Below are 23,513 nucleotides of genomic sequence, written 5' to 3' on the forward strand. Positions count from 1 at the left end.
GGGCGGGGCCGTCCTGTTATGATGAGCGCCCCGTTGAAAGCCTCGGGGCAAAAGACGCCGTATTTAACCACAAGCGCGCAGCCGAAACCAAAGGCTGTGCCGACGCCCAGTCCGAGCATGTCCGATAAAATAGAACTTCGCGCAGAGGTGCCGTCCGAATTGGGCGGCCAACGCCTCGATCAAGTCGCCGCACAACTCTTTGCCGAGCACTCTCGCTCGCGCCTTTCCGCCTGGATCAAGGACGGCCGCCTGACTGTGGATGGGGCGGTGATCCGCCCGCGCGACATCGTCCATGGCGGTGCCATCCTCGAACTGACTGCCGAGCAGGAGGCCCAGGGAGAATGGGTCGCCCAGGACATTGCCCTGGACATCGTCTATGAAGACGATGACATCCTGGTGATCAACAAGCCTGCGGGCCTGGTGGTGCACCCGGCGGCCGGTCATGCCGACGGCACGCTGCTCAACGCCTTGTTGCACCACGTGCCGGACATCATCAATGTGCCCCGTGCCGGCATCGTCCATCGCCTGGACAAGGACACCACCGGCCTGATGGTGGTGGCCAAGACCATCCAGGCGCAGACACAGCTGGTCACACAGCTGCAAAGCCGCAGCGTCAGCCGCATCTATGAGTGCATCGTGATCGGTGTGGTCACCGCCGGTGGCAAGATCAACGCCCCGATCGGTCGCCACGGCCAGCAGCGCCAGCGCATGGCGGTGATGGAAGGCGGCAAGCAGGCGGTCAGTCATTACCGCGTGCTGGAGCGTTTCCGTTCCCACACCCACGTGCGGGTCAAGCTGGAAACCGGCCGTACCCACCAGATTCGCGTGCACATGGCCCACATCAACTTCCCGTTGGTGGGCGACCCGGCCTACGGCGGTCGTTTCCGCATTCCGCCGGCCGCCAGCCAGACCATGGTCGAATCGCTGAAGAGTTTCCCGCGCCAGGCGCTGCACGCGCGTTTCCTGGAGCTGGATCACCCGACGACCGGCAAGCGCATGAGCTGGGAATCACCACTGCCGGATGATTTCGTCTGGTTGCTGACGTTGCTCAAGCAGGACCGCGAGGCGTTCATCGGATGAGTGACTGGCTGACACCCGACTGGCCCGCGCCGGCCCGGGTCAAGGCCTGCGTCACCACCCGCGAGGGCGGCGTCAGCCTGGCGCCGTTCGACAGCCTCAACCTGGGCGACCATGTCGGCGACGACCCCACGGCCGTCGCCGAAAACCGCCGCCGCCTCACCGATCCCTTCGCCATCACCCCGGCCTGGCTGCAGCAGGTCCACGGCATTGCCGTGGTCGAGGCTGACCCGACCCAGGTGGCGACCGCCGATGCCAGTTGGACCGCCACGCCGGGTATCGCGTGCACGGCGATGACCGCCGATTGCTTGCCGGTGCTGTTCTGCAACCGTGCCGGCACCCGCGTCGCGGCGGCCCACGCCGGTTGGCGCGGGTTGGCGAACGGTGTGCTGGAAGCCACCCTCGACAGCCTTGCCGTGCCTGCGGATGAAATCCTGGCCTGGCTCGGCCCGGCCATCGGCCCGCACACCTTCGAAGTCGGACCGGAAGTGCGTGAAGCCTTCATCGCGCAGCTGCCCCAGGCGGCACAAGCCTTCGTCGCGAGCCCCAACGCCGGCAAATTCCTGGCCGACATCTACGCATTGGCACGGCTGCGTCTGGCGGCACGGGGTGTCACGGCCGTCTACGGCGGCGGTTTCTGTACCGTGACCGACCCACGTTTCTTTTCCTACCGGCGCAATCCGCGCACCGGTCGCTTCGCCTCGCTGATCTGGATCGAGCGCTAGACTTCTCTGATCTGCATCAAGGGCGCCCGGCTTGAATCTTCCAGAATCGACCACATCTATAACGGTATCTGGCAGGTTTCTTCATTCAGGATGTTTTCTAGGTCCGGCCTGCTCATTAGGAAGGTGACCCATGCGTATTGATCGTTTAACCAGCAAACTGCAATTGGCCCTGTCCGATGCCCAGTCCCTGGCCGTCGGCCTGGACCATCCCGGTATCGAACCGGCGCATTTGATGCAAGCCATGCTCGAACAGCAGGGCGGCTCCATCAAGCCGCTGTTGATGCAGGTCGGCTTTGACGTCAACAGCCTGCGCAAAGAGTTGGCCAAAGAACTCGACCAGTTGCCCAAGATCCAGAATCCGACCGGTGACGTCAACATGTCCCAGGACCTGGCGCGGCTGCTCAACCAGGCCGATCGCCTGGCCCAGCAGAAGGGCGACCAGTTCATTTCCAGCGAGCTGGTGCTGCTCGCCGCCATGGACGAGAACAGCAAGCTCGGCAAGTTGCTGCTTGGCCAAGGGGTGAGCAAGAAAGCCCTGGAAAACGCCATCAACAACCTGCGTGGCGGCGAAGCGGTCAACGACGCGAACCACGAAGAGTCGCGCCAGGCGCTGGACAAATACACCGTCGACCTGACCAAGCGTGCCGAGGAAGGCAAGCTCGACCCGGTGATCGGTCGCGACGATGAGATCCGCCGCACGATCCAGGTGCTGCAACGCCGTACCAAGAACAATCCGGTGCTGATCGGTGAGCCTGGCGTGGGTAAAACCGCCATCGCCGAGGGCTTGGCCCAGCGCATCATCAACGGTGAAGTGCCGGACGGCCTCAAGGGCAAGCGCCTGTTGTCCCTGGACATGGGGGCTCTGATCGCCGGTGCCAAGTACCGCGGCGAGTTCGAAGAACGACTCAAGTCCCTGCTCAATGAGCTGTCCAAGCAGGAAGGGCAGATCATCCTGTTCATCGACGAACTGCACACCATGGTCGGTGCGGGCAAGGGCGAAGGCTCGATGGACGCCGGCAACATGCTCAAGCCAGCGTTGGCCCGTGGCGAGTTGCACTGTGTTGGCGCGACCACGCTCAACGAGTACCGCCAATATATAGAGAAAGATGCGGCCCTCGAGCGGCGCTTCCAGAAAGTGCTGGTGGAGGAACCGAGCGAAGAAGACACCATCGCCATCCTGCGTGGCCTTAAAGAGCGCTACGAAGTTCACCACAAGGTGGCGATCACCGACGGCGCGATCATCGCGGCGGCCAAGCTCAGCCACCGCTACATCACCGACCGGCAATTGCCGGACAAGGCCATCGACCTGATCGACGAGGCCGCGAGCCGCATCCGCATGGAAATCGACTCCAAGCCCGAAGTGCTGGATCGGTTGGAGCGTCGCCTGATTCAACTCAAGGTCGAGTCCCAGGCCCTGAAGAAAGAAAGCGACGAAGCGGCGAAGAAACGTCTGGAGAGGTTGCAGGAAGAAATCGTGCGTCACGAGCGTGAGTATTCCGACCTCGAGGAAATCTGGAACTCGGAGAAAGCCGAGGTTCAGGGGTCTGCGCAGATTCAGCAGAAGATCGAACAGTCTCGCCAGGAACTGGAAGCGGCTCGCCGCAAAGGCGACCTCAACCGCATGGCCGAGCTGCAGTACGGGGTGATCCCGGACCTGGAGCGCAGCCTGCAAATGGTCGACCAGCACGGCAAGAGCGAAAACCAGTTGCTGCGCAGCAAGGTGACCGAGGAAGAGATCGCCGAAGTGGTTTCCAAGTGGACCGGCATTCCCGTCTCGAAGATGCTCGAAGGCGAGCGCGACAAGCTGCTGAAGATGGAAAGCCTGCTGCACCAGCGCGTGATCGGTCAGGAAGAGGCGGTGGTGGCGGTGTCCAACGCCGTGCGCCGGTCCCGAGCCGGGTTGTCGGACCCTAACCGTCCGAGCGGCTCGTTCATGTTCCTCGGCCCGACCGGTGTCGGTAAAACCGAGCTGTGCAAGGCACTGGCCGAGTTCCTCTTCGATACCGAGGAGGCGATGGTGCGCATCGACATGTCCGAGTTCATGGAGAAACATTCGGTGGCACGGCTGATCGGTGCACCACCGGGTTATGTCGGCTACGAAGAGGGCGGCTACCTGACCGAGGCTGTGCGGCGCAAGCCGTACTCGGTGATCCTGCTCGATGAGGTCGAGAAGGCGCACCCGGATGTGTTCAACATCCTGCTGCAAGTGCTGGAGGATGGTCGCCTGACCGACAGCCACGGGCGCACAGTGGACTTCCGCAACACGGTGATCGTGATGACCTCTAACCTGGGTTCGACGCAGATCCAGGAACTGGTGGGTGATCGCGAGGCGCAGCGCGCGGCGGTCATGGACGCAATCTCTACCCACTTCCGGCCAGAGTTCATCAACCGGGTCGACGAAGTGGTGATCTTCGAGCCGTTGGCCCGGGATCAGATTGCCGGGATTACCGAGATCCAGTTGGGCCGCCTGCGCAGCCGCCTGACCGAGCGCGAGCTGAAACTGCAATTGAGCGATGAGGCGTTGGACAAGCTGATCGCGGTGGGTTACGACCCGGTCTATGGCGCTCGGCCGCTGAAGCGGGCGATCCAGCGCTGGATCGAAAACCCGCTGGCGCAGCTGATTCTGTCGGGTCGCTTCATGCCGGGCGAAACCGTGACCGGTACGGTGGAGAACGACGAAATCGTCTTTAACTGATAGCCGGGACTGCTGGCGATTGAAATGGCCTTGCCTTGCGAGGCCATTTTTTTCATCAGGCCGTTGAACTCAAAGGAAAAGGCTTGTAAAGTGCGCCCCGCAGTACGTCACCCCAAGGGTTACTTCTCACTGAGAAGGAATCCAAAATAAGTTGCAAATCATTGTCTTGAAAGCAATTTAAGGGGTTGACAGAGGTTTTGAAAATTGTAGAATAGCGCGCCTCAGACACACGAACGCAGCGATGCAGACGGTGGAAGAGGTTGAAGCGAGATTCAACGATGTAGCTTCAAATAGCAGTAACTTGAAATATCAGTTCCGTGATAGCTCAGTCGGTAGAGCAAATGACTGTTAATCATTGGGTCCCAGGTTCGAGTCCTGGTCACGGAGCCATTTCAATCGGGGTATAGCGCAGTCCGGTAGCGCGCCTGCTTTGGGAGCAGGATGTCAGGAGTTCGAATCCCCTTACCCCGACCATATTTGGGTCGTTAGCTCAGTTGGTAGAGCAGTTGGCTTTTAACCAATTGGTCGTAGGTTCGAATCCCACACGACCCACCATTTTTGAAACCAGCTCGCTGGAATCGAATCTTAAGATCAGAGGCCAAAAGCACTGATCGAGGAAGGCGACTTGCAAAGGTCGCCTTTTTTTTACCGGGGTATAGCGCAGTCCGGTAGCGCGCCTGCTTTGGGAGCAGGATGTCAGGAGTTCGAATCCCCTTACCCCGACCATATTAAAAATCCTCGTATCGAAAGATACGGGGATTTTTTTTGCCTGCGATAAAGTGCACTGACTTAAGTCATCGTACAACCTGCCGATAACCCACCGACAGGGGCCTGGCCCCAACCTCAGGCCAACAATAAAAAAGGCACCCTTATATGTTTCTTCGCCGGTTGAATATCGCCCCCCGTGCGGCGTTGGGTTTTGCTGTGATCGCTGCGCTGGTGGCGTTGCTCGGGGTGTTCGCGCTGGGGCAGATGTCGAGCATTCGTGACAGTGAAGTCGCCGTGGAAACCCAATGGCTGCCCAGCATTCGCGGGGGTGACGAGATTCGCGAGTGGATGTTGCGGATCCGCACGATCTCCCTGCGTATGGCCCTGGACCAGGACCCGAAGAACATCCCGGTGTACCGCGGCCAGATGGACACCCGCGACAAGGAGTTGGGCGAAAAAATCGCGGCCTACGAAAAACTCGTCGTGACGCCTGAAGGCAAGGCCCTTTACGACCAGTTCAAGCAGACGTTCGCTGCGTACCGTACCGGTATCGCGCAATCCTTCACCCTGGCGGAACAGGGGCGTCGGGATGATCTGATCAAGTTGCTGCTGGTGGACATGAAGACCGTGGTGGACGGTTCCGGCAAGCAGCTCAACGATCTGGCGGAGTTGTTCTCCAAGCAGGTGTCCATCGAGAGCCAGAAGTCCCAGGAGCACTACGCCAATTCCCGCATGATCGTCAGCCTGTTCATTGTGCTTGCCGCCCTGGCCACGGTGGCCTTGGCCATGTTGCTCACGCGCAGTATCGTCAAACCCCTGGGCGAGGCGCTGGATGCTGCGGAGAGCGTCGCCCGGGGTGACTTGACCCGACCGATCGAAACCCATGGCAACGACGAAGTCAGCCGTTTACTCAAGGCGTTGGCGGCCATGCAACAGAATCTGCGCGAGACGTTGCAGGGCATCAGCGGCTCGGCCGCGCAACTGGCCACGGCAGCCGATGAGCTGAACGCCGTCACGCTCGACAGCACCAACAGCCTGCAGCAACAGAACAACGAAATTGAACAGGCCGCCACCGCCGTCACCGAGATGACCACCGCTGTGGAGGAGGTTGCTCGCAATGCGGTTTCCACTTCCGATGCCACGCGTCAGTCCAGTGAGTCGGCATCCCTGGGGCAGCAGCGGGTCAGCGACACGGTCGAGGCCATTGGCGCCCTGGCTAACGATGTGCAAGTGACCGGCGGCCTGGTGCAATCTTTGGCCAACCAGTCGCAGGATATCGGCAAGGTGCTGGACGTAATCCGCGCCATCGCCGAGCAGACCAACCTGCTGGCCCTCAACGCGGCCATTGAAGCGGCCCGGGCAGGAGAGAGTGGACGTGGCTTCGCGGTGGTGGCCGACGAGGTGCGGGCGCTGGCTTATCGCACGCAGCAATCGACCCAGGAAATCGAGCAGATGGTCCAAGGCATGCGCAGCGGTGCCACCCAAGCACTCGATTCCATGCAGGCCAGCTCCAGTCGTGCGGCAAGCACCCTGGCGATGGCGGAGCGGGCAGGGGAAGCGCTGCACACCATTACGGCGTCGGTCAGCGAGATCCATGAGCGCAACCTGGTCATCGCCAGTGCTGCCGAGGAGCAAGCACAAGTGGCCCGCGAGGTCGATCGCAACCTGGTGAACATTCGTGATTTGTCGGTGCGCTCGGCTTCCGGCGCGGATCAGACCAGTGCGTCCAGCCATGAGTTGTCGCAACTGGCGAATTCGCTGCGCACGATGGTGCAGCGGTTTCAGGTTTGAATGATTGGCTGCGCAGATCGAGTGTTATCGTTTAGATAACTGTTGACTGCACTGGCGTCTTCGCGAGCAAGCCCGCTCCCACAGGAGATCGCGTACTCATGTGGTACTCGCTCTCCTGTGGGAGCGGGCTTGCTCGCGAAGACGATGGAACAGGCGATGCACCTCTAAAACTCAGCGCCACCACCAGCGGTTGGCGCTTCGCTTTTTATCCTCAATGCAACTTCAGCCGCGGCTCGGTCCCGCGCCCGATCTTGCTGCCCAGCATCAGCATGGCCGTGCGGAACATGCCGTACAGCGCCATCTGGTGCATGCGGTACAACGACACATAGAACATCCGCGCCAGCCAGCCTTCGAGCATTACGCTGCCGGTCAGGTTGCCCATCAGGTTGCCCACCGCCGAGAAGCGCGACAGCGAGATCAGCGAGCCGTAGTCGGTGTATTTGTAGTCGGGCAGGGCCTTGCCTTCGATCCGCAGTTTCAGCGATTTGGCCAGCAGCGAGGCTTGCTGGTGCGCGGCCTGGGCGCGGGGCGGAACGTTACGATCGCTGCCGGGTTGCGGGCAGGCGGCGCAATCGCCGAAGGCAAAGATGTTTTCGTCGCGAGTGGTCTGTAGCGTCGGCAGCACTTGCAGCTGGTTGATCCGGTTGGTCTCCAGCCCGTCGATATCCTTGAGGAATTCTGGCGCGCGAATCCCGGCCGCCCAGACCTTCAAGCTCGCGTCGATCACTTTGCCGTCCGCGGTAATCAGGCTGTCGGCGGTCACCTGGCTGACAGCGGCGTTGGTCATCACGTTGACGCCGAGTTTTTCCAACGTCTTGTGCACCGGTCCGCCGATGCGTTCCGGCAGTGCCGGCAACACCCGTGGCCCGGCCTCGATCAGGGTGATGTGCATGTTCTCTGGTTTGATCCGGTCCAGACCATAGGCGTGCAGTTCGTGGGCGGCATTGTGCAGCTCTGCCGCCAGTTCGACCCCGGTCGCACCGGCGCCGACGATGGCGACGCTGATGCGCTCGACGATATCGGTCTGCCCGGCGTGGGCACGCAGATAGTGATGAAGCAATTGCTGGTGAAAGCGCTCCGCCTGCTTGCGGGTGTCGAGGAACAGGCAGTGTTGCGCCGCGCCTTCGGTGCCGAAATCGTTGGTGGTGCTGCCGACGGCAATCACCAAGGTGTCGTAGCCCAGTTCCCGGGCCGGCAGCAGCTCGATGCCCGCCTCGTCATAGGTGGCGGCCAGCTGGATTCTCTTGCGCTCGCGATCCAGGCCGCTCATGCGCCCCAGTTGGAACTCGAAGTGGTTCCATTTTGCCTGGGCAACGTAGTTGAGTTCGTCTTCGGAAGAGTTGAGGGAGCCGGCAGCCACTTCGTGCAGCAGGGGTTTCCAGATGTGGGTCAGGTTCGCGTCGACCAGCATCACACTGGCCGTGCCGCGCTTGCCCAGAGTCTTACCCAGACGGGTAGCCAACTCCAGGCCGCCGGCGCCGCCGCCAACGATGACAATACGATGAGTCATGGGGATATCTCGCAAGGCTAAAGGAATTCGGTGCCGTTACCCGCGCGAGCATCAAGCGGCTCATAGCGTCAGGTAACTGATCAGTCGGCTCAACAGGCCCAGGCCAATCGTGATGGCCAGTACCACCACTAGGAGCATCCACGGCCGGAAAGGCCGGCGCTCGACTCGGTGCTGGGACAGTTGCAGGTACTCTTCGACATGCTTCTGGTCGTCTGGGTTCAGGCGGCTGGTCATAAAGGCCTCGTCAGGTAGACGTTGCGGAATGTGAAGACGTTACAGCGTCCGGCTAGCCGGCATTGAAAGCAGCATAGCCGCTCGCCGGCACGGGTTCGACGGCCAGGGGGTCGTCCAGGCGAATGATTCCACTTTTTAACACCCGGGCGGTGATTCCGCCATGGCCGCGTACGGCCTGGAATGTACCTTCGCCGAGGTTTCGCTCCAATCGGGCGCAGGGCTGGCACCAGCCGGTGGTTTCAAAAATGGCCTGGCCGATGCGAAAGCGCCGGCCCTTGAGGCTGAACAGATTGATGCCGCTGACCACAATGTTGCGCCGCAGTGCCTGTGGCAGCACCGGCTGGTCCTCGGGGCGGCCCATCAGTGCGCTGATCACGGCCAGGTGCTCCCATTGGATCAGCGTGACTTGCCGCGCATTGCGCACACCGGGGCGGGCATGATCGCCGGTCAGCCCGGCCTCCAGGCGCGCCTCCACGGCGTCCAGTTCGATCATCGGTGCGTGGCCTTGGGGACGCACGCCGATCCAGCGCACACGGCCCTGTTGCGGCACGGCGGCGATCAGTTCTTGCAATGGACTCACAGGCTGATCCCCACATCGAAGACGATGCTGCGGCCCAGGTTGCCGCGCAGGAAATCCGGCGCATCGGGATGGGCGAACAGCACCCGGGCAAATGTCGGCCCCACCAGCGACAGCGAGCGCCAGCCCTGGCGCAGGTATTCGGTGGGCGGTGGAAAGTGACTGTTGAGGTCCAGCACTTCGCGCTTGAGGCTGGCGAAGGCGATGATGTCCAGATCGCCCAAGTCCATGCCGCGCTCGGTGTAGTTGTGGGCTTTCTTGCGCAGCGTCGGGGCCAGGCGCAGCAGGAATTCATTGGCTGGGATCCGCCTGGGCTTGGCTTCGCGCCGCACCAGTTGGCTCAGGGAAAAGGCGCTGCGGCGGCGTTGCAGTTCATCGCGCCATTCATCATTGAGGCGACGGCCCTCGTCGAGCACGAAAAATACCTCGAAATTGGCATCGCGAAACAGTACGTCCGGCGGCTCCCCGGCCGGGGCGAACTCGTCGGCCCGATAAGGCACGTTCAGCCCTTGCAGCAGGCGCTGGCAGACCCAACGCTCACGCTCCCATTTGCGGGCATTGGAAAGAAAGGCGTTGGCTTGCTCGGCCGCGATGGTCAGCAGGCGTAAGTAATCGGAGTCATCCATGAGCCCAAGCTTAGCGTTCAAATGTGGTCAAAAAAAATAAAGCTGCTGTGATGGGGCGAAATTTTCGCTCAGGCAGGTAATGCTGTTGCCACAAAACTCATGTACACCGCAGGCCCCATTGTAGGAGCGGGCTTGCTCGCGAAGAGGACAGCACATTCAACATCATCGTTGACTGTAATGCCGCCTTCGCGAGCAAGCCCGCTCCCACAGGATGAACCTCAGGCAGGCCCCGGCAGGCCATCCTGTTCAGCCTGACGCGCCAACCAGGCGCAGAAAAGATCCCGTTTCTTGCTGTGTTGCGCGCTGCGCTTGGCAATGTAGGTGTAGCGGCTTGGCTGAAATCCGAACGGTGCCACCAGGCGACCCAGGCGAATGTCATCGGCCACCAGGTGCCATGGCGCGACACCAATCCCCAAGCCGGCAATCGCCGCCTCCAACGTAAAGTAATAGTGCTCGTATTCCAGTCCGGCCGGCGCGCTGGCGGGGTATCCCATCGCATCGCCCCAGTTCGCCCAGGCATCCGGACGGGTTTTGGTGTGCAGGAGGGGATGGCGAAAAATCGAGCTCAAGTCAGTCAGTTGGATACGCGCGGATAAGGACGGCGCCAAGACGATGCCCAAGCGTTCGGGGAACAACAGGACGGTGTTTTTGCATTCATCCACGACGTCCTGTTCTGCCGTGATCATCACGTCATAACGGTCCCGCCCCGGGTCGGTCCCATGGATCGGTGAACTCAAGCGGATCTTGATCTGCGGGTAAGTTGTATTGAAGTCGAAAAGACGTGGGATCAGCCACTTGACCGTGAACGTGCTGAAACAGGACACGTCCAGGGTGCCGGTCGCCGTGTCTCGGACCCTGCCCACCGCGGCCTCGATCTGATCCAGCGCGGCCGTCAATTCTGGCAGGAGTTCTTGCCCGGCAGGGGTGAGCTGCGGTTTGTTCTTTGGGCCTTCGAACAGGTCCACGCCAAGGCTCAGCTCCAACTGACGGACCTGGCGACTGACAGCGCCCGGGGTGACGGACAACTCTTCGGCGGCCGCATTCATCTTGCCCAGGCGGGCAGCCGCCTCGAAGGTACGCAGTGCATTCAATGGGGGTAGGTGACGTTTCATGAAGTGACTTTAACTCAATTACATCGGGCGTATAAATCGGTATCCGGTACGGTGGGGATTTCGCAGAATTCCTCGGCTTCCTGGGGCTTGACGATTGTTTGACGTCGCGACGACTGGGGAGAACTTCCCCAATCAATTGAGAGCAACTCACATGCCATTCGTTCGTACAGCCGTCACCAAGGGCACCAGCCAGTCGCAACGCCAGCGCATTGTCGAGGGCATACACCAAGCGCTGGTCGAGAGCATTGGCATGCCCGAGGATGAATTGTTCAACCTGGTCACGGACTACGATCCCGAGCAGTTTTTCTACAGCCGCACGTTTAACGGTGTGGATCGTTCAGACCATTTGATCGTGATTGAGATTACGATGCGCAGGGGCCGCAGTGATGCGATGAAGCGCGAGCTCTACAAAAAAATTGCCGACAACCTCGGTATTCAAGCCCAGGTTCGTCCACAAGACGTTTTCATCTTCATGCATGAGAATGACTATTCGGATTGGTCGGTAGGCTTTGGTAGGTTTGCAATGGCTCTGGTACAACAACCAGGAAGTGTCGCTCCCCAATAGCGAACGAACGGAGTAACCCATGATCGGTGCCGAACTGCTCTCCTCGCAGACCCAGGCGGCCGGCTGGCTGGTGTATGTGCCGGTGTTGGCCTGGGCCGTGGTGCGGGCACCGTGGGTAGAGCTGTTCACCGACAGCCGTCGCCAGCATCTGTTATTCGGCACGGTGCTGGCGTTGTTCATGCTGTGGCTGGTACGCCGGGATTTCGATACGGGTGTCTCGTATCATTTCATCGGCATGACCGCCGTGACGTTGCTGCTGGACTGGCCGTTGGCGATCCTGGGTGGCTTGTGCGCGCAGCTTGCGCTGGTGCTGCTGGGACGCCAGGACATGGCGGCGGTCGGGGTCAACGGCGCGCTGCTGATCTTGCTGCCGGTGCTTATCACCGAATGCTGCGCGATCCTGGTGGAGCGCGCCCAGCCACGCAATCTGTTCGTCTACATCTTCTGTTCGGGGTTTCTCGCCGCCGCGCTTTCGGCATTGGCGTGCCTGCTGCTTGGGCTTGGCCTGCTGTGGTACGACGGGATATTCGCCATGCCTTACTGGCTGGAGGATTTCATCGGCTACCTCTGGCTGATCATTTTCCCCGAGGCGTTCATTAACGGCATGGTGATCAGTGCGTTGGTGGTGTTCAGCCCCGAATGGCTGGAGACCTTCAACCGCACGCGCTACCTGTCGGCGCCGTGGAACGATGATGACAAGCCTTGATTCACGTCAAGGCTGCTCCATCACACGCCCTTCATGCTCTGGAAAACTTCCAGGAGCACAACCATGAGTGTTTATGAGTGGGCCAGACAAGAGATCAGGCGTAGCCACGATGCCGCAATGGAGATCGGTTTCGACCCGGGCTTGAGCCTGCGTGCCTTGCTCAGTGCCATCGTGCAGCAGAGCAAGACCGTGCGCAGCGCTGAAGACCTGGCCGACGAGTTGAGTTTCCTGGCGGAAAACCTCGACGATGAACAGGATTACGGTTTCATGCGGCCTTAGGGGATAACTCCTTTACCTGAGATGACAATGAGCCTGTGGCGAGGGAGCTTGCTCCCGCTTGAGTGCGAAGCACTCATCGTTTTTTGGGGGACGCTACGCGCCCCAGCGGGACCAAGCTCCCTCGCCACAATGATTCAGACCGGGCCTTAGTGATGGGAGCGAGGCTCGAAGTCTTCGCTGAACAACTCATCCTCGGCGTCCGGGGCCACGGGGATCTTGTGTTCTTCCGACGCCCAGGCTCCCAGGTCGATCAGTTTGCAGCGGTCGGAACAGAACGGCCGGAATTTGCTCTCCGGGCTCCATTCCACGGGGGCGCCACAGGTTGGACAATCAACGGTTGGGGTTTGGCTCATGATTGGCCTCCACGCAAAGTAAGGTAAAAGTGATGCAGGCGCTCGACCTCGCTGTGCAGCCAGGCGAGGTCGCGGTCGTTGACCACCACGTCGTCGGCATGGCTCAGGCGATCCTGGCGGCTGGATTGGGCCTTGAGGATCGCTTGGACCTGCTGCTCGCTGGTCTGGTCGCGCTGTAAGGTACGTTCGATCTGCAGTTGTTCTGGCGCGTCGATCACCAGGATCCGCTGGGTCATGGCGTACTGGCCTGACTCGATCAGCAGAGGCGACACCAGGATCGCGTAGGGCGATTGTGCCTGGGCCAGGTGATGGGCGATTTCCTCGGCGATCAACGGATGCAGCAGTGCTTCGAGCCAGCGGCGTTCCTCGGCCTGCTCGAAAATCAGCTTGCGCAGCGCCGCACGGTCCAGGGCGCCGTCGGCCTGTAATACGCCTGGGCCGAAGTGTTCGGCGATTTTCGCCAGCGCCGGGCGCCCGGGCTCGACCACCCAGCGTGCGGCGTGATCGGCGTCGACGGCGTGCACACCCAGATCGATAAAATGCTGGGCCGCCGCGCTCTTGCCGCTGCCGATGCCGCCGGTCAGGCCGAGGATCCAGGGTTTTTCCAAAGGGTTATTCATAAAAGATCGACATTAGAAACCGACAGACCGCCAGTAGAAGTCGGTTATTTGACCACCCCAGAGCAAGGCAATCCAGCCGGCAATGGCCAGATAAGGCCCAAAGGGAATTTGTGTCGACCCGGGAGCGTCACGCAGGCGCAGCACAATGACCCCGATAACGGCGCCCACCAGCGACGACAAGAGCAGCGTCAGCGGCAGGATTTGCCAACCGCCCCAGGCGCCCAGCATTGCCAGCAGCTTGAAGTCCCCGTAGCCCATGCCTTCCTTGCCGGTGATCAGCTTGAACACCCAGAACACCGACCACAGCGCCAGGTAGCCGACCACCGCGCCCCACATCGCCTGGTCCAAGGGAACGAACAGGCCGAAGCTGTTGACGATCAAGCCCAGCCACAACAACGGCAGCACCAAGGTATCGGGCAGCAATTGGTGCTCGGCGTCGATCAGGCTCATGCCCAGCAGGCCCCAGGTCAACACCATCACCATGCCGGCCTGCCAGCCAAAGCCGAAATGCCAGGCGACGAACGCCGACAACGCGCCGCAGGCCACTTCGGTCAGGGGGTAACGCTTGCCAATGGGCGCGGCGCAGCTCGAACAGCGGCCGCGCAACATCACGTAGCTGAGCACGGGGATGTTTTCCCAGGCGCGGATGCGATGGTCGCAGTGCGGGCACTGGGAGTGGGGCAACATCAGGTTATAGACCGGCCCCGGGGCCTCAGCCGGCAGGCCCAGCAAATCGTGGGCTTGCAAGCGCCATTCGCGGTCGAGCATCTTCGGCAGGCGCCACACCAGCACGTTGAGGAAGCTGCCGATGATCAGGCCGAGCAATGCCGCAACGAGCACGAAAGCCAGGGGATACAGCACGAAAAATTCGCTCAAGGGCATGTCAGATCGCAGAGCCGAGTTGAAAGATGGGCAAGTACATGGCAACCACCAGGCCACCGACGACGATCCCCAGGATCACCATGATGAAGGGTTCCATCAGGCTGGTGAGGTTGTCCACCAGATTGTCCACTTCGGCCTCATAAAAGCTCGCGACCTTGTCGAGCATGTCGTCCAGTGCGCCGGATTCCTCGCCGATGGCGGTCATCTGGATGGCCAGGTTCGGAAAGATCCCCGACGCGCGCATGGAAAAATTCAACTGCATGCCGGTGGAGACGTCCTGGCGGATGCGCTGCACGGCGCGCTTGAATACCACGTTGCCGGTGGCGCCCGACACCGAATCGAGGGCTTCGACCAGCGGCACGCCGGCGGCGAAGGTGGTCGAGAGCGTGCGGGCAAAGCGAGCCACCGCGGACTTGTACATCAAGGTGCCGATCAAGGGGAGCTTGAGTAGCCATTTGTCCCGCCAGTCACGAAACGCCTGGGACCGCTTGAGGGCATATTTCACCCCGAAAAACGCCCCGGCCAAACCGCCCAGCAGCATCCACCACCACTCCTGCATGAGCTCCGACAGGCCGATGACCATCACCGTGAAGGCCGGCAGCTGCGCCCCGAACCCGGAGAAGACCGATTCGAACTGCGGCACCACCTTGACCAGCAGGATGCCCGTGACCACCGCTGCGACGAGTATCACCGCCGTCGGGTAAGTCATGGCTTTCTTGATCTTGGCCTTGAGGGCTTCGCTCTTTTCCTTGTAGGTCGCGACCCGGTCCAGCAGCGTATCCAGGGCACCGGCCTGTTCACCGGCGTCCACCAGGTTGCAATACAGCTCGTCGAAGTACTGCGGACATTTGCGCAGCGAGGCGGCGAAGCTGTTGCCGGCGGCAACTTCCTGCTTCACCGTATCCACCAGTTTGCGCATGTTGGGGTTGTCGAAGCCCTCGCCGATGATGTCGAACGCTTGCAGCAGCGGTACGCCAGCCTTGAGCATCGTGGCCATCTGGCGGGTGAAGAGGGCGATGTCCAGCGGCTTGATGCGCTTGCCCTTGCTGAATATCGAGGTGGATTTCTTGCGGACCTTCTCCGGGTTGATGCCTTGCTTGCGCAGTTGTGCCTTGACCAGGGCCGGGCTCTGGCCCGTCAGCTCACCGGTCATTTTCGTGCCTTTGCGGTCCTTGCCTTCCCAGGTGTACACATCGGTTTTGACTGCCTTGACCGCCATGTTCAATCCTTGGTGACCCGGTTGATTTCTTCGAGGCTGGTGACGCCCTGCATCACTTTGAGCAGCCCCGATGCGCGCAGGTCATTGAAGCCGTCGTTGCGCATCTGCAGATCGATTTCCAGCGAGTTGCCCTCGGCCATGATCAACCGTTGCAGCTCGGGCGTGTTCTTGACCACTTCGTAAACCCCCACGCGCCCTTTGTAACCGTGGTTGCACTGTTCGCAACCGACCGGCTCATAGATCGTGAATGTGCCGATGCGTTCCCGGGGGAAACCTTCCTTGAGCAAGGTTTCCTCGGGAATCTCGATGGCCCTCTTGCAGTGGCTGCACAGCTTGCGCGCCAGCCGCTGGGCGATGATCAGGTGCACGGCGGTGGCGATGTTGAACCCCGGAATGCCCATGTTCTGCAAGCGGATCAAGGTTTCGGCGGCGCTGTTGGTGTGCAGGGTGGACAGCACCAGGTGCCCGGTCTGGGCGGCCTTGATGGCGATCTCGGCGGTTTCCAGGTCGCGGATCTCGCCGACCATGATCACGTCCGGGTCCTGGCGCAGGAACGAGCGCAGGGCCTGGGCGAAGTCCAGCCCCTGGCGTGGGTTCACGTTGACCTGGTTGATGCCTTCCATGTTGATTTCCACCGGGTCTTCGGCGGTGGAAATGTTGATGTCCACGGTGTTGAGGATGTTCAGTCCGGTGTACAGCGACACGGTCTTGCCCGAGCCGGTCGGGCCGGTGACCAGGATCAGCCCTTGCGGTTGCTTGAGGGCGGTCATGTACAGGTCTTTCTGATCCGGCTCGTAGCCCAGGGCATCGATGCCCATTTGCGCGCTGGACGGGTCGAGGATCCGGATCACCACTTTTTCGCCCCAGAGTGTGGGCAGGGTGTTGACCCGGAAGTCGATGGACTTGGTTTTCGACAGGCGCATTTTCAGCCGGCCGTCCTGGGGTTTGCGCCGCTCGGAAATATCGAGGCTGGCCATGACCTTCAGGCGGGCGGCGATGCGGGTCGCCAATTGGATCGGCGGCTTGGCCACTTCCCGCAGCATGCCGTCGGTGCGCACCCGCACCCGGTAGGTTTTTTCGTAGGGTTCGAAATGCAGGTCGGAAGAGCCGCCCTTGATCGCGTCCAGCAACATCTTGTTGACGAAGCGCACCACGGGCGCGTCATCGGTGTCCTGGCCGCCGATGGCGTCCTGCTTGGTGTCGTCGATTGATTCGATGTCCAGGCCATCGAGGTCGACGTCGCCCATGCCTTCCAGGCCGGTGCTACTGGATTCGAAGAATTTTTCGATGGCGTCGCTGAGCTTGTCGTCCTCCACCAGGATGGCTTCGGTGGTCAGGCCGGTGCTGAACTGGATGTCGTTGATGGCCTGGTGATTGGTCGGGTCGGAGATGCCCACGTACAGCTTGTTGCCTCGCCGCCACAGCGGCAGGGCGTGGTGCTGACGCACCAGTTTTTCGCTGACCAGGCCGGTGGGTTGGGCTTCCTTGTCCAGGCTGTTGAGGTCCAGCAGGGCCACGCCGAAATGCTCCGAGGCGATTTCCGCGATCTGGCGGCTCTGGACCAGTTTGTTCTGCACCAGGTAGCTGACCAGGGGGATGCGGCTGCGTTGGGCCTGTTGATACGCCTGTTGCGCACTTTGCTCGGTGAGCAGTTCGGCCAGCACCAATTGCTTGGTCAGGCCGCTGAGGGCGATGTCATTCATGGGAATACCGGACGCGGACAGTTCATGACTTATAGCCTAGTCAAGCATCCACGCCAAACCAGCGGGCCGGGGTGACAAAAAACGTCAGATAGTGCGGTTGTTGAGGTAGGACGTCGCCGTTGTGCGGGATCGACACCCTTTATTGATGGGGCTTGAGGGTTGGCATGTGCCCTGCAATGGCGATTTCAGGTCATGAGATTTCGACTCATGCATGGGAGATGTCTATGAACAAGCAAAAGGGCTTTACGCTGATCGAGCTGCTGATCGTCGTGGCGATCATCGGCATTCTGGCGACGTTTGCGTTGCCGCAGTATTCCAAGTACCAGGCGCGGGCGAAGGTGACGGTTGGGCTGGCAGAAGCTTCTTCGTTGAAGGTGCCGGTGGAAGACCTCTTGAATAAAGGGACCACTCCAACGGCTGCCAATACGGGCGTACCGGCGTCGAGCAACAACTGCACGATGTCTGTTTCAGGTGATGCTGCTGCAGGGACGGCCAGCGTCACTTGCACCATAAAGGAAGCGCCTTCTTCCATCGTAGGTAAAACGATCATCCTCAGTCGTGCCGGGACAGGTACCTGGAGCTGCTCTTCCAATGTTGCTGAAGAGTTTTTGCCCGCAGGTGGCTGCACAGTGGCGGTTGCTCCTTGATTATCCTATCCACTGAGGTTTAGTCCGTGACCGCGGCGCGAGATTGCTTGCGCCGTATGGCCAACAAAAGGGCTGCTACGCAGCCCAGCGGGAGCAAGCTCCCTCGCCACAGAAAACCCTTCGCAATTCAGAAGCTTAGAAAGAGGCTAAAACCCGCAAGTTGCATGTCGAAAATCGGCGGCTCATGCATTTTGCATGATCGCCAAAATCGCCGCTTCGCTTAACCTGCTGATTCATAAGCAATTTATAAATGTTTCAAAACTGGCACAGCCTTCGCACTACTCCTGTTAACCCTGCCGGGATTCATCTCCGGCGGTTTCTGAGAAAAACAGGAGTTACTCGTATGAAGAAGTTCGCTATCACTGCCGCCGCTGCTACCGCTCTGACCCTGACCATGGCTAGCGCATTCGCCGAGACCACCCAAGCGACTCAGGCGCCAATGATGCTGGCTGCAGGCGAAGTGACAGAGGCCAAAGAAGACGTTTCCGATACCTGGATCACCACCAAGGTCAAAGCTGACCTAGTCACTGAAAAAGGCATTCCAGGCACAGATATCAAAGTCGAAACCAATAAAGGTGTTGTGTCCCTGTCTTCGATGACCAAAGTCACTGAAGCACAAAAAGACACCGCTGTGGCAATCGCCAAGAAAATCAAGGGCGTCAAGGACGTATCGGCTGACGGCCTGAAGGCCGAGTAAGGCCAAGACTTCTCGCCTGGACTGGGAGAAGGCACGGCAAGCGGGCTGAGTCATACGCTTGCCGTTGCTTTGGAGTTCATGCGAAAGGCCATAGGGATGTGGCCATTACAGGCCTCCGGCATTCGTGTCGGGGGCCTGTTCTATTTCAGGGTGGAAAATGTATATGGGGCTGGGCAGCCAGGGAGACCGAGTTGCCCTTTTCGCGAGCAAGCCCGCTCCCACAGTGAACCGAGTTTCTTCAGGAAAAATGCGATCCACTGTGGGAGCGGGCTTGCTCGCGAAGGCGGCAGCACGATCAACTCATATGCTGCTGATTGTGTAGCGGCCCGGTCACCGCCCCCGCTTGCTGGTGATCTCCACCAGCCGATTGCCCTCGAAACGCAGGTACTGATACATGCCGTTGTTGGGGCCGTAGGTCAATTCTTCCACCGGGTATTCTTCCCGGCGATTGACGCTGCGCTTGTAGCCCAAGTCATCCCGCGCCGCAGGCTGTCCGCACTTCTGCAGCACTTCGCTCAAGCGGTCGCCGACGCTGATCAACTGGTTGCCGCAGCGCAGCGTGGTGGCCGCCGATGCCTGGCCGGCGGCGAGCAATAGACCCAGGCCGAGCCCGTACCAGGGTTTCATCTTATTCGGCATCCAGATGCATAGGCGTGACCACCCGGCCATCGCTTTCGGCCTGGCCGAGGCTGGCGTCGATGAAATACACGCGGTCGTCAGCCAACTGACCTTTGTCCACCAGGAAATCCTTGATGCTGCTGGCCCGTTCCTGTCCCAGTTGGCGCAACAGCACGTCGCTGCCGCTCCAGAACTTGATCACGCCTTCGCGCAGTTTCTCGATGCGCGCCGTTTTATCCAGTTGCGTCCATTCGGCCGGCGGCTGGGTCTTTAGGCGCGTGCGGTAGATGCCTTCGAGCAGCGGTGCCTTTTCATCCTCGGGCACCTCTATCAGCGAAGCCTGGGCCGGAACCTTGTCACCCCGACGCTGGAGCATCTTGTAGTAGTTGTACTGGTATTCGCGCTCCAGCCGCTGGGCCGCGAGCAATGGCCCGTCGCTGCTTTCGGCGGCGGTACCCTCGATCTCCAGGCGCAGCTCGGGCCGTTTGGCCAAGGCTTCGGAGAGTTTGAGCAGCGTGCCTTCGTTATCCTTGCTCAGGTCGCTGGAGCCCGGCGCAAATGCGACGCTGCCCAGGTCTTCCGAACCGCCGCCGGCCACCAGGCCACCAATGAGCTTGAACGGCGCCTGGGCCGCGCGGACCACCAGGTTGCGCAGGGTCTGCCAGACGATCGGCATGACGCTGAATTGTGGATCGTTGAGGTTGCCGCTGACCGGCAGTTCGATGGAGATCTTGCCCTCGGAGTCCTTGAGCAACGCGATGGCCAGTTTCAGCGGCAGGCTCACGGCGTCCGGGCTGTCGACTTTTTCCCCCAACTGCAATTGCTCGACCACCACTTTGTTGTCCGCCTGGAGCTGGCCCTTGGTGATGCGGTAATGCAGGTCGAGATTGAGTCGACCCTTGCGGATGCGATAGCCAGCGAACTTGCCGGAGTAGGGCGTCAGGGTAGTCAGCTCGACCCGCTTGAAGCTGGTGGCGATGTCTAGGCTGGCCATCGGATCGAAAGGGTTGACCGCGCCCTTGATGGTGACCGGCGCGTAACGGTCGACCTTGCCCTTGATGTCCACGCTGGCCGGTTTGGCCTGGCGGCTGTCGATGGTGCCGATCTGGCCATTGAGTTGCTGGATGGCCGTGGCGAAGTTGGGCGTGGGGCTGAAGTCGGCGAAGTTGGCCGAACCGTCATTGATGGCGACGCCGCCGATGTGGATGCCCAGCGGTTTTTCCTGGGCCGCCGGTTTGGCCGCGGTGTTCTTCGCGCCACTGTCGGCCGGTTGCGGAATCAGCAGGTCATCGACGTTGGTGGTGCGGTCGTCATTGATCATGAACCGCGCGTAAGGCTGGAACAGGTTGACCTTGTCGATGGACAGGCTGTCGCCGTGCTGATAGTTGAGGCCTTCGAGAACCAGCTTCTGCCACTTGAGGAAATCACGGGTCTTGAGGGTGTCGAGGGTGTGCAACTGGTCGACCTGGGCGCGGCCAGTGATGGCAAAGGCCAATGGCTCGGTGCTCTTGAGGTCGACCGTCAGGTCGCTGCCGAGCATCCCGGAGCGCAGCTCCAGGCGAATGAACGGGTTGATGTACGCCTGGGCGACGCGCAGGTCGATGTCCTGCGTCTTGACCTTGAGCCTGGCGCTGATCGGGTTGAGGTTGACCTCGCCGTCGGCCAGGATCTTGCCCTGTTTGCCCAAACCGGTGTCGAGCTTGAGGGTAAAGGGCGAGCCGTTGAGGGTGTCGTAGTTCTGCAGGTCGAGGTTCAGTGGGCCGACTTCCAGTGCCACGGCGGGCTGCGCCTGACGGTCGGCCAGGTGCACTTGATAGTCGCGCAGTTGCACGTCCTTCAACAGCACCTGCCACGGTTTGCTCGGTGGTGCCGGTTCAGGTTTTGGCGAGTCGGCTGCCGCCGGGGCGGATGCCGGTTCAGCCTTGACCTGCGGTTTGGCCGGCTGGCTGGCGAAGAGTTTCTGCCAGTCCAGCTGCCCGTCTGCCTCGCGAGCGGCCCAGGTTTCCAGCTTCTGGCTACGGATCTTGCCCACCACCACTTGCTGCTTGGCCAGGTCTACCGTGGTTTCGCTGACATCCAGGCGCTCGAGTTTCACCAATGGACGGCCATCGGGGGCCTTGATGGCGAAGGGAGCGACACTGACCGCGACATTGTTGAGCAGCAGTTCGGTGCCTTTGGCCAAGTTGAGCTTGTAGTCGGTGCTGAGGTTCAGGACGCCGTTTTCCAACACCAGCGGCACCGCGTCGCGCACGTAGGGCCACCAGGCTTTCATCTGGCCACCAGTGACTTTGAGCGTACCCTGGGAAGCAATTGGCGAGAGGCTGAAATTGCCGGTCCAGTCGATCTGCCCGCCCTCGGGGCCGGCGGCCACCAAGGTCATGTCGGCGTTGTCGTCGGGCAGGGTGCTGAGGTTCTTCAGCTCGAAATCGAGGGTGTCGTACAGGAACTCGATGGGCTCGCTGGGACGCAGGTCCTGGAAATGCACGTAACCGCCAGCCAACTTGATTCGATCGACCCGCAGCGGAAAAGGTTTGGCCTCGGGATCGGCGGGCGTCGGTTCGCTGGCCGGTAACTTGAACAGGCCCAGTAGGTTCAACTGACCGTCCTTGGTGAACACGACTTCGGTCTTGGGCTTGTCCAGTTCAATGTCGACCAGGTGCAAGGCGCCGGACCACAGGCTGTCGAGTTGCAAATTGGCGTACAGCCGTTCGAAGCCGACTTGCTCTTTGCCCGGTTCGCCGATGTTCAAGCCCCAGAGGGTGACTTCAAGGCTGAAGGGATTGAGTTCGATGCGCTGGATCTGGGCCGGTACTGTCGCAAGGGCGGCCAATTGCTGGTTGGCGATGCGCAAGGCAATGCCTGGCAGAATCAGGAAACCCAACAGACTGTAGAGGGCCAGTGCGGTCAACAGGGCGCCGATAGCGCGAATCAATCCTTTGGGCATGTGCGGCTTCATCTAGGTGTGAATTCGGAGTGCCTTGGAGTATGGCATGCGTTTACGGTTCCGAAGCCACTGTGATTTATGAGATTTATCTGGTTTCCCTGTGAGAATTCAGTCCGGGGCCTAGAGCTGGAGGATCAGCGTCTTGAGCGGCGGTTGCTGATCCAGGGAGGGGAAATCGCTGCCTGGGGTCAGCACGCTCCAGTCGCGCACCGGGCGGCCGGCTTTTTCCGCACAGCGCAACACCTGCTCGCGCCAGTCATCCATGGGCACTTTTGCCAGGTTGTTGCAGCAGATCAGCACACCATTGTCAGCGGTGGTGAGCAGCGCCGGTTTCAGCAGGCTTTGGTAGTCGCGCAACAGATCGACGGTGCCGAACGCACTTTTGGCCCAGGCCGGTGGGTCGAGGAGCACCAGGTCGTACTGGCGTTGCTCCAGGCGCACATAGCTGGGCAGTTTTTGCCCGCGACGCTGGCTGATGGGCAGGCCGGCCAATTGGCGAATCGCCGGGAAGTAATCCGACTGCACGAATTCCATGGGCTGCAAATCGGGGTTGAGCAGGCCGTTTTCACGGCCCACCGCCAGGTTGCCTTCGGCGAAGTCCAGGTTGCACACTTCACGCGCGCCACCCGCGGCGGCGCTCAGGCCGACGCCGCAGGTGTAGGCAAACAGGTTCAACACGCTTTTGCCGCGGCTGTGTGCCTTGACCCAGCCCCGGGCGTTGCGCAGGTCGAGGAACAGCAGTGGATCCTGCCCGGCATGGCGGCCGCGGACGCGATAATTCAAGCCCCACTCATGCCCGACCAGGTCTTGCAGGGCGGCTTCGTCCGCCTGATAGACGGTGTCCTGGCGGTCGATGCGGGAATTGCCCCGGGCGCGGTCGTTGTAGACCAACAGGGTCTCCAGGCCCAGGCGTTCGTTGATGATGCCGTGCAATTGCAGCAGGTCGTCGCGTTCCAGCGACTGGTGGAAGCTCTGCACCAGCAGTTGCGGGCCATAGCGGTCGATGGTCAGGCCGGGCGCGCCTTCCTGGCTGCCATGGAACAGGCGATAGCAGTCGGTGCCTTGCTGGTGCAGTTGGCCGAGCAGTTCCTGGCGCTGGTCGAGGGCGGCGCGCAGCGCCTGATTCAAGGAAGACATGCCGGGCGCGCCTTAGAGAAATGAGGCGCGGGAGTTTAGCAGTTATGGATACTTGGGTATTGCATACAGATGTGAGCCAAGTACCTCT

Annotated in this window: 22 protein-coding genes and 4 tRNA genes; 13 read left to right on the top strand and 13 right to left on the bottom strand. The window is 60.8% G+C overall.

What is annotated here, in order from left to right; translation table 11 throughout:
• Window positions 1-117: 117 nt before the first annotated feature.
• From rluD to M1D99_RS04830, 8 genes are all read left to right on the top strand, one after another.
• The gene (rluD, locus tag M1D99_RS04795) at window positions 118-1,080 is read left to right on the top strand and encodes a 23S rRNA pseudouridine(1911/1915/1917) synthase RluD (protein WP_212798930.1); all 963 of its coding nucleotides are present in this window, start codon (window positions 118-120) and stop codon (window positions 1,078-1,080) included.
• Window positions 1,077-1,802, top strand: a complete 726-nt coding sequence (gene pgeF, locus M1D99_RS04800) for a peptidoglycan editing factor PgeF (protein WP_458131450.1) — start codon at window positions 1,077-1,079, stop codon at window positions 1,800-1,802. Before rluD ends, pgeF begins: the two co-directional genes overlap by 4 nt.
• Before the next feature lie 130 nt (window positions 1,803-1,932).
• The gene (gene clpB / locus M1D99_RS04805) at window positions 1,933-4,497 is read left to right on the top strand and encodes an ATP-dependent chaperone ClpB (RefSeq protein ID WP_186708990.1); all 2,565 of its coding nucleotides are present in this window, start codon (window positions 1,933-1,935) and stop codon (window positions 4,495-4,497) included.
• Window positions 4,498-4,811: 314 nt separating this feature from the next.
• A tRNA-Asn gene (locus M1D99_RS04810) sits at window positions 4,812-4,887 on the top strand.
• 7 nt (window positions 4,888-4,894) lie between these two features.
• A tRNA-Pro gene (locus M1D99_RS04815) sits at window positions 4,895-4,971 on the top strand.
• Between the two features lie 5 nt (window positions 4,972-4,976).
• Window positions 4,977-5,052, top strand: a tRNA-Lys gene (locus tag M1D99_RS04820).
• Between the two features lie 94 nt (window positions 5,053-5,146).
• A tRNA-Pro gene (locus M1D99_RS04825) sits at window positions 5,147-5,223 on the top strand.
• A gap of 147 nt (window positions 5,224-5,370) precedes the next feature.
• Entirely contained in the window at window positions 5,371-6,996 is a 1,626-nt protein-coding gene (locus M1D99_RS04830; RefSeq protein WP_458131451.1) for a methyl-accepting chemotaxis protein, read from the top strand.
• Between the two features lie 211 nt (window positions 6,997-7,207).
• On the opposite strand, the gene M1D99_RS04835 is transcribed toward M1D99_RS04830, so the two are convergent.
• The 5 genes from M1D99_RS04835 to M1D99_RS04855 all read right to left on the bottom strand — a co-directional run bounded on the left by M1D99_RS04835 (window position 7,208) and on the right by M1D99_RS04855 (window position 11,055).
• Window positions 7,208-8,506 (bottom strand): NAD(P)/FAD-dependent oxidoreductase, encoded by a 1,299-nt coding sequence (locus tag M1D99_RS04835; RefSeq protein WP_186709009.1) that lies wholly within the window; start codon window positions 8,504-8,506, stop codon window positions 7,208-7,210.
• Window positions 8,507-8,566: 60 nt separating this feature from the next.
• Complete coding sequence (locus tag M1D99_RS04840) at window positions 8,567-8,740, bottom strand: DUF3094 family protein (protein ID WP_039593877.1); 174 nt, start codon at window positions 8,738-8,740, stop codon at window positions 8,567-8,569.
• A gap of 52 nt (window positions 8,741-8,792) precedes the next feature.
• Window positions 8,793-9,320, bottom strand: coding sequence for an MOSC domain-containing protein (locus M1D99_RS04845; RefSeq protein WP_186709012.1), 528 nt, complete (start codon window positions 9,318-9,320; stop codon window positions 8,793-8,795).
• The gene (locus M1D99_RS04850; protein WP_186709015.1) at window positions 9,317-9,943 is read right to left on the bottom strand and encodes a DUF1780 domain-containing protein; all 627 of its coding nucleotides are present in this window, start codon (window positions 9,941-9,943) and stop codon (window positions 9,317-9,319) included. The genes M1D99_RS04845 and M1D99_RS04850 overlap by 4 nt, the downstream gene beginning before the upstream one ends.
• Before the next feature lie 218 nt (window positions 9,944-10,161).
• Window positions 10,162-11,055: a LysR substrate-binding domain-containing protein gene (locus M1D99_RS04855; RefSeq protein ID WP_186709018.1), complete on the bottom strand. Its 894-nt coding sequence runs from the start codon at window positions 11,053-11,055 to the stop codon at window positions 10,162-10,164.
• A gap of 151 nt (window positions 11,056-11,206) precedes the next feature.
• On the opposite strand from M1D99_RS04855, the gene M1D99_RS04860 reads away from it, so the two are divergent.
• The 3 genes from M1D99_RS04860 to M1D99_RS04870 all read left to right on the top strand — a co-directional run bounded on the left by M1D99_RS04860 (window position 11,207) and on the right by M1D99_RS04870 (window position 12,605).
• Window positions 11,207-11,620, top strand: coding sequence for a tautomerase family protein (locus tag M1D99_RS04860; protein WP_434574286.1), 414 nt, complete (start codon window positions 11,207-11,209; stop codon window positions 11,618-11,620).
• A 19-nt stretch (window positions 11,621-11,639) separates the two neighbouring features.
• Window positions 11,640-12,326: an energy-coupling factor ABC transporter permease gene (locus M1D99_RS04865; protein ID WP_186730376.1), complete on the top strand. Its 687-nt coding sequence runs from the start codon at window positions 11,640-11,642 to the stop codon at window positions 12,324-12,326.
• Between the two features lie 63 nt (window positions 12,327-12,389).
• Window positions 12,390-12,605 carry a hypothetical protein gene (locus M1D99_RS04870; RefSeq protein WP_053125334.1) on the top strand — a complete coding sequence of 72 codons (216 nt, stop codon included), beginning with the start codon at window positions 12,390-12,392 and terminating at the stop codon, window positions 12,603-12,605.
• Window positions 12,606-12,751: 146 nt separating this feature from the next.
• Here the strand turns inward: M1D99_RS04870 and yacG are convergent, their stop codons facing one another.
• The 5 genes from yacG to pilB are packed head-to-tail and all read right to left on the bottom strand — an operon-like array spanning window position 12,752 to window position 17,382.
• Window positions 12,752-12,958 carry a DNA gyrase inhibitor YacG gene (gene yacG / locus M1D99_RS04875; RefSeq protein ID WP_458131452.1) on the bottom strand — a complete coding sequence of 69 codons (207 nt, stop codon included), beginning with the start codon at window positions 12,956-12,958 and terminating at the stop codon, window positions 12,752-12,754.
• A complete protein-coding gene (gene coaE / locus M1D99_RS04880) occupies window positions 12,955-13,578 on the bottom strand; it encodes a dephospho-CoA kinase (protein WP_434574291.1) in 624 nt (207 codons plus the stop codon). The genes yacG and coaE overlap by 4 nt, the downstream gene beginning before the upstream one ends.
• Window positions 13,579-13,590: 12 nt before the next feature.
• The gene (locus M1D99_RS04885) at window positions 13,591-14,460 is read right to left on the bottom strand and encodes a prepilin peptidase (protein WP_458131453.1); all 870 of its coding nucleotides are present in this window, start codon (window positions 14,458-14,460) and stop codon (window positions 13,591-13,593) included.
• A gap of 1 nt (window position 14,461) precedes the next feature.
• Entirely contained in the window at window positions 14,462-15,679 is a 1,218-nt protein-coding gene (locus M1D99_RS04890) for a type II secretion system F family protein (protein ID WP_186730373.1), read from the bottom strand.
• Window positions 15,680-15,681: 2 nt separating this feature from the next.
• The gene (gene pilB, locus M1D99_RS04895) at window positions 15,682-17,382 is read right to left on the bottom strand and encodes a type IV-A pilus assembly ATPase PilB (protein ID WP_458131454.1); all 1,701 of its coding nucleotides are present in this window, start codon (window positions 17,380-17,382) and stop codon (window positions 15,682-15,684) included.
• A 224-nt stretch (window positions 17,383-17,606) separates the two neighbouring features.
• On the opposite strand from pilB, the gene M1D99_RS04900 reads away from it, so the two are divergent.
• Complete coding sequence (locus tag M1D99_RS04900; RefSeq protein ID WP_186709061.1) at window positions 17,607-18,029, top strand: pilin; 423 nt, start codon at window positions 17,607-17,609, stop codon at window positions 18,027-18,029.
• A gap of 343 nt (window positions 18,030-18,372) precedes the next feature.
• On the top strand, window positions 18,373-18,726 hold the full coding sequence (locus tag M1D99_RS04905; protein WP_186709064.1) for a BON domain-containing protein: 354 nt from the start codon (window positions 18,373-18,375) through the stop codon (window positions 18,724-18,726).
• A gap of 330 nt (window positions 18,727-19,056) precedes the next feature.
• Here the strand turns inward: M1D99_RS04905 and M1D99_RS04910 are convergent, their stop codons facing one another.
• From M1D99_RS04910 to M1D99_RS04920, 3 genes are all read right to left on the bottom strand, one after another.
• Complete coding sequence (locus M1D99_RS04910) at window positions 19,057-19,353, bottom strand: DUF2845 domain-containing protein (protein WP_186709067.1); 297 nt, start codon at window positions 19,351-19,353, stop codon at window positions 19,057-19,059.
• A 1-nt stretch (window position 19,354) separates the two neighbouring features.
• Entirely contained in the window at window positions 19,355-22,288 is a 2,934-nt protein-coding gene (locus tag M1D99_RS04915; RefSeq protein ID WP_458131455.1) for a DUF748 domain-containing protein, read from the bottom strand.
• A 120-nt stretch (window positions 22,289-22,408) separates the two neighbouring features.
• Window positions 22,409-23,425, bottom strand: coding sequence for a class I SAM-dependent rRNA methyltransferase (locus tag M1D99_RS04920; RefSeq protein ID WP_458131456.1), 1,017 nt, complete (start codon window positions 23,423-23,425; stop codon window positions 22,409-22,411).
• Between the last annotated feature and the right edge of the window lie 88 nt (window positions 23,426-23,513).

It is taken from the genome of Pseudomonas sp. R3-41, assembly GCF_054161485.1.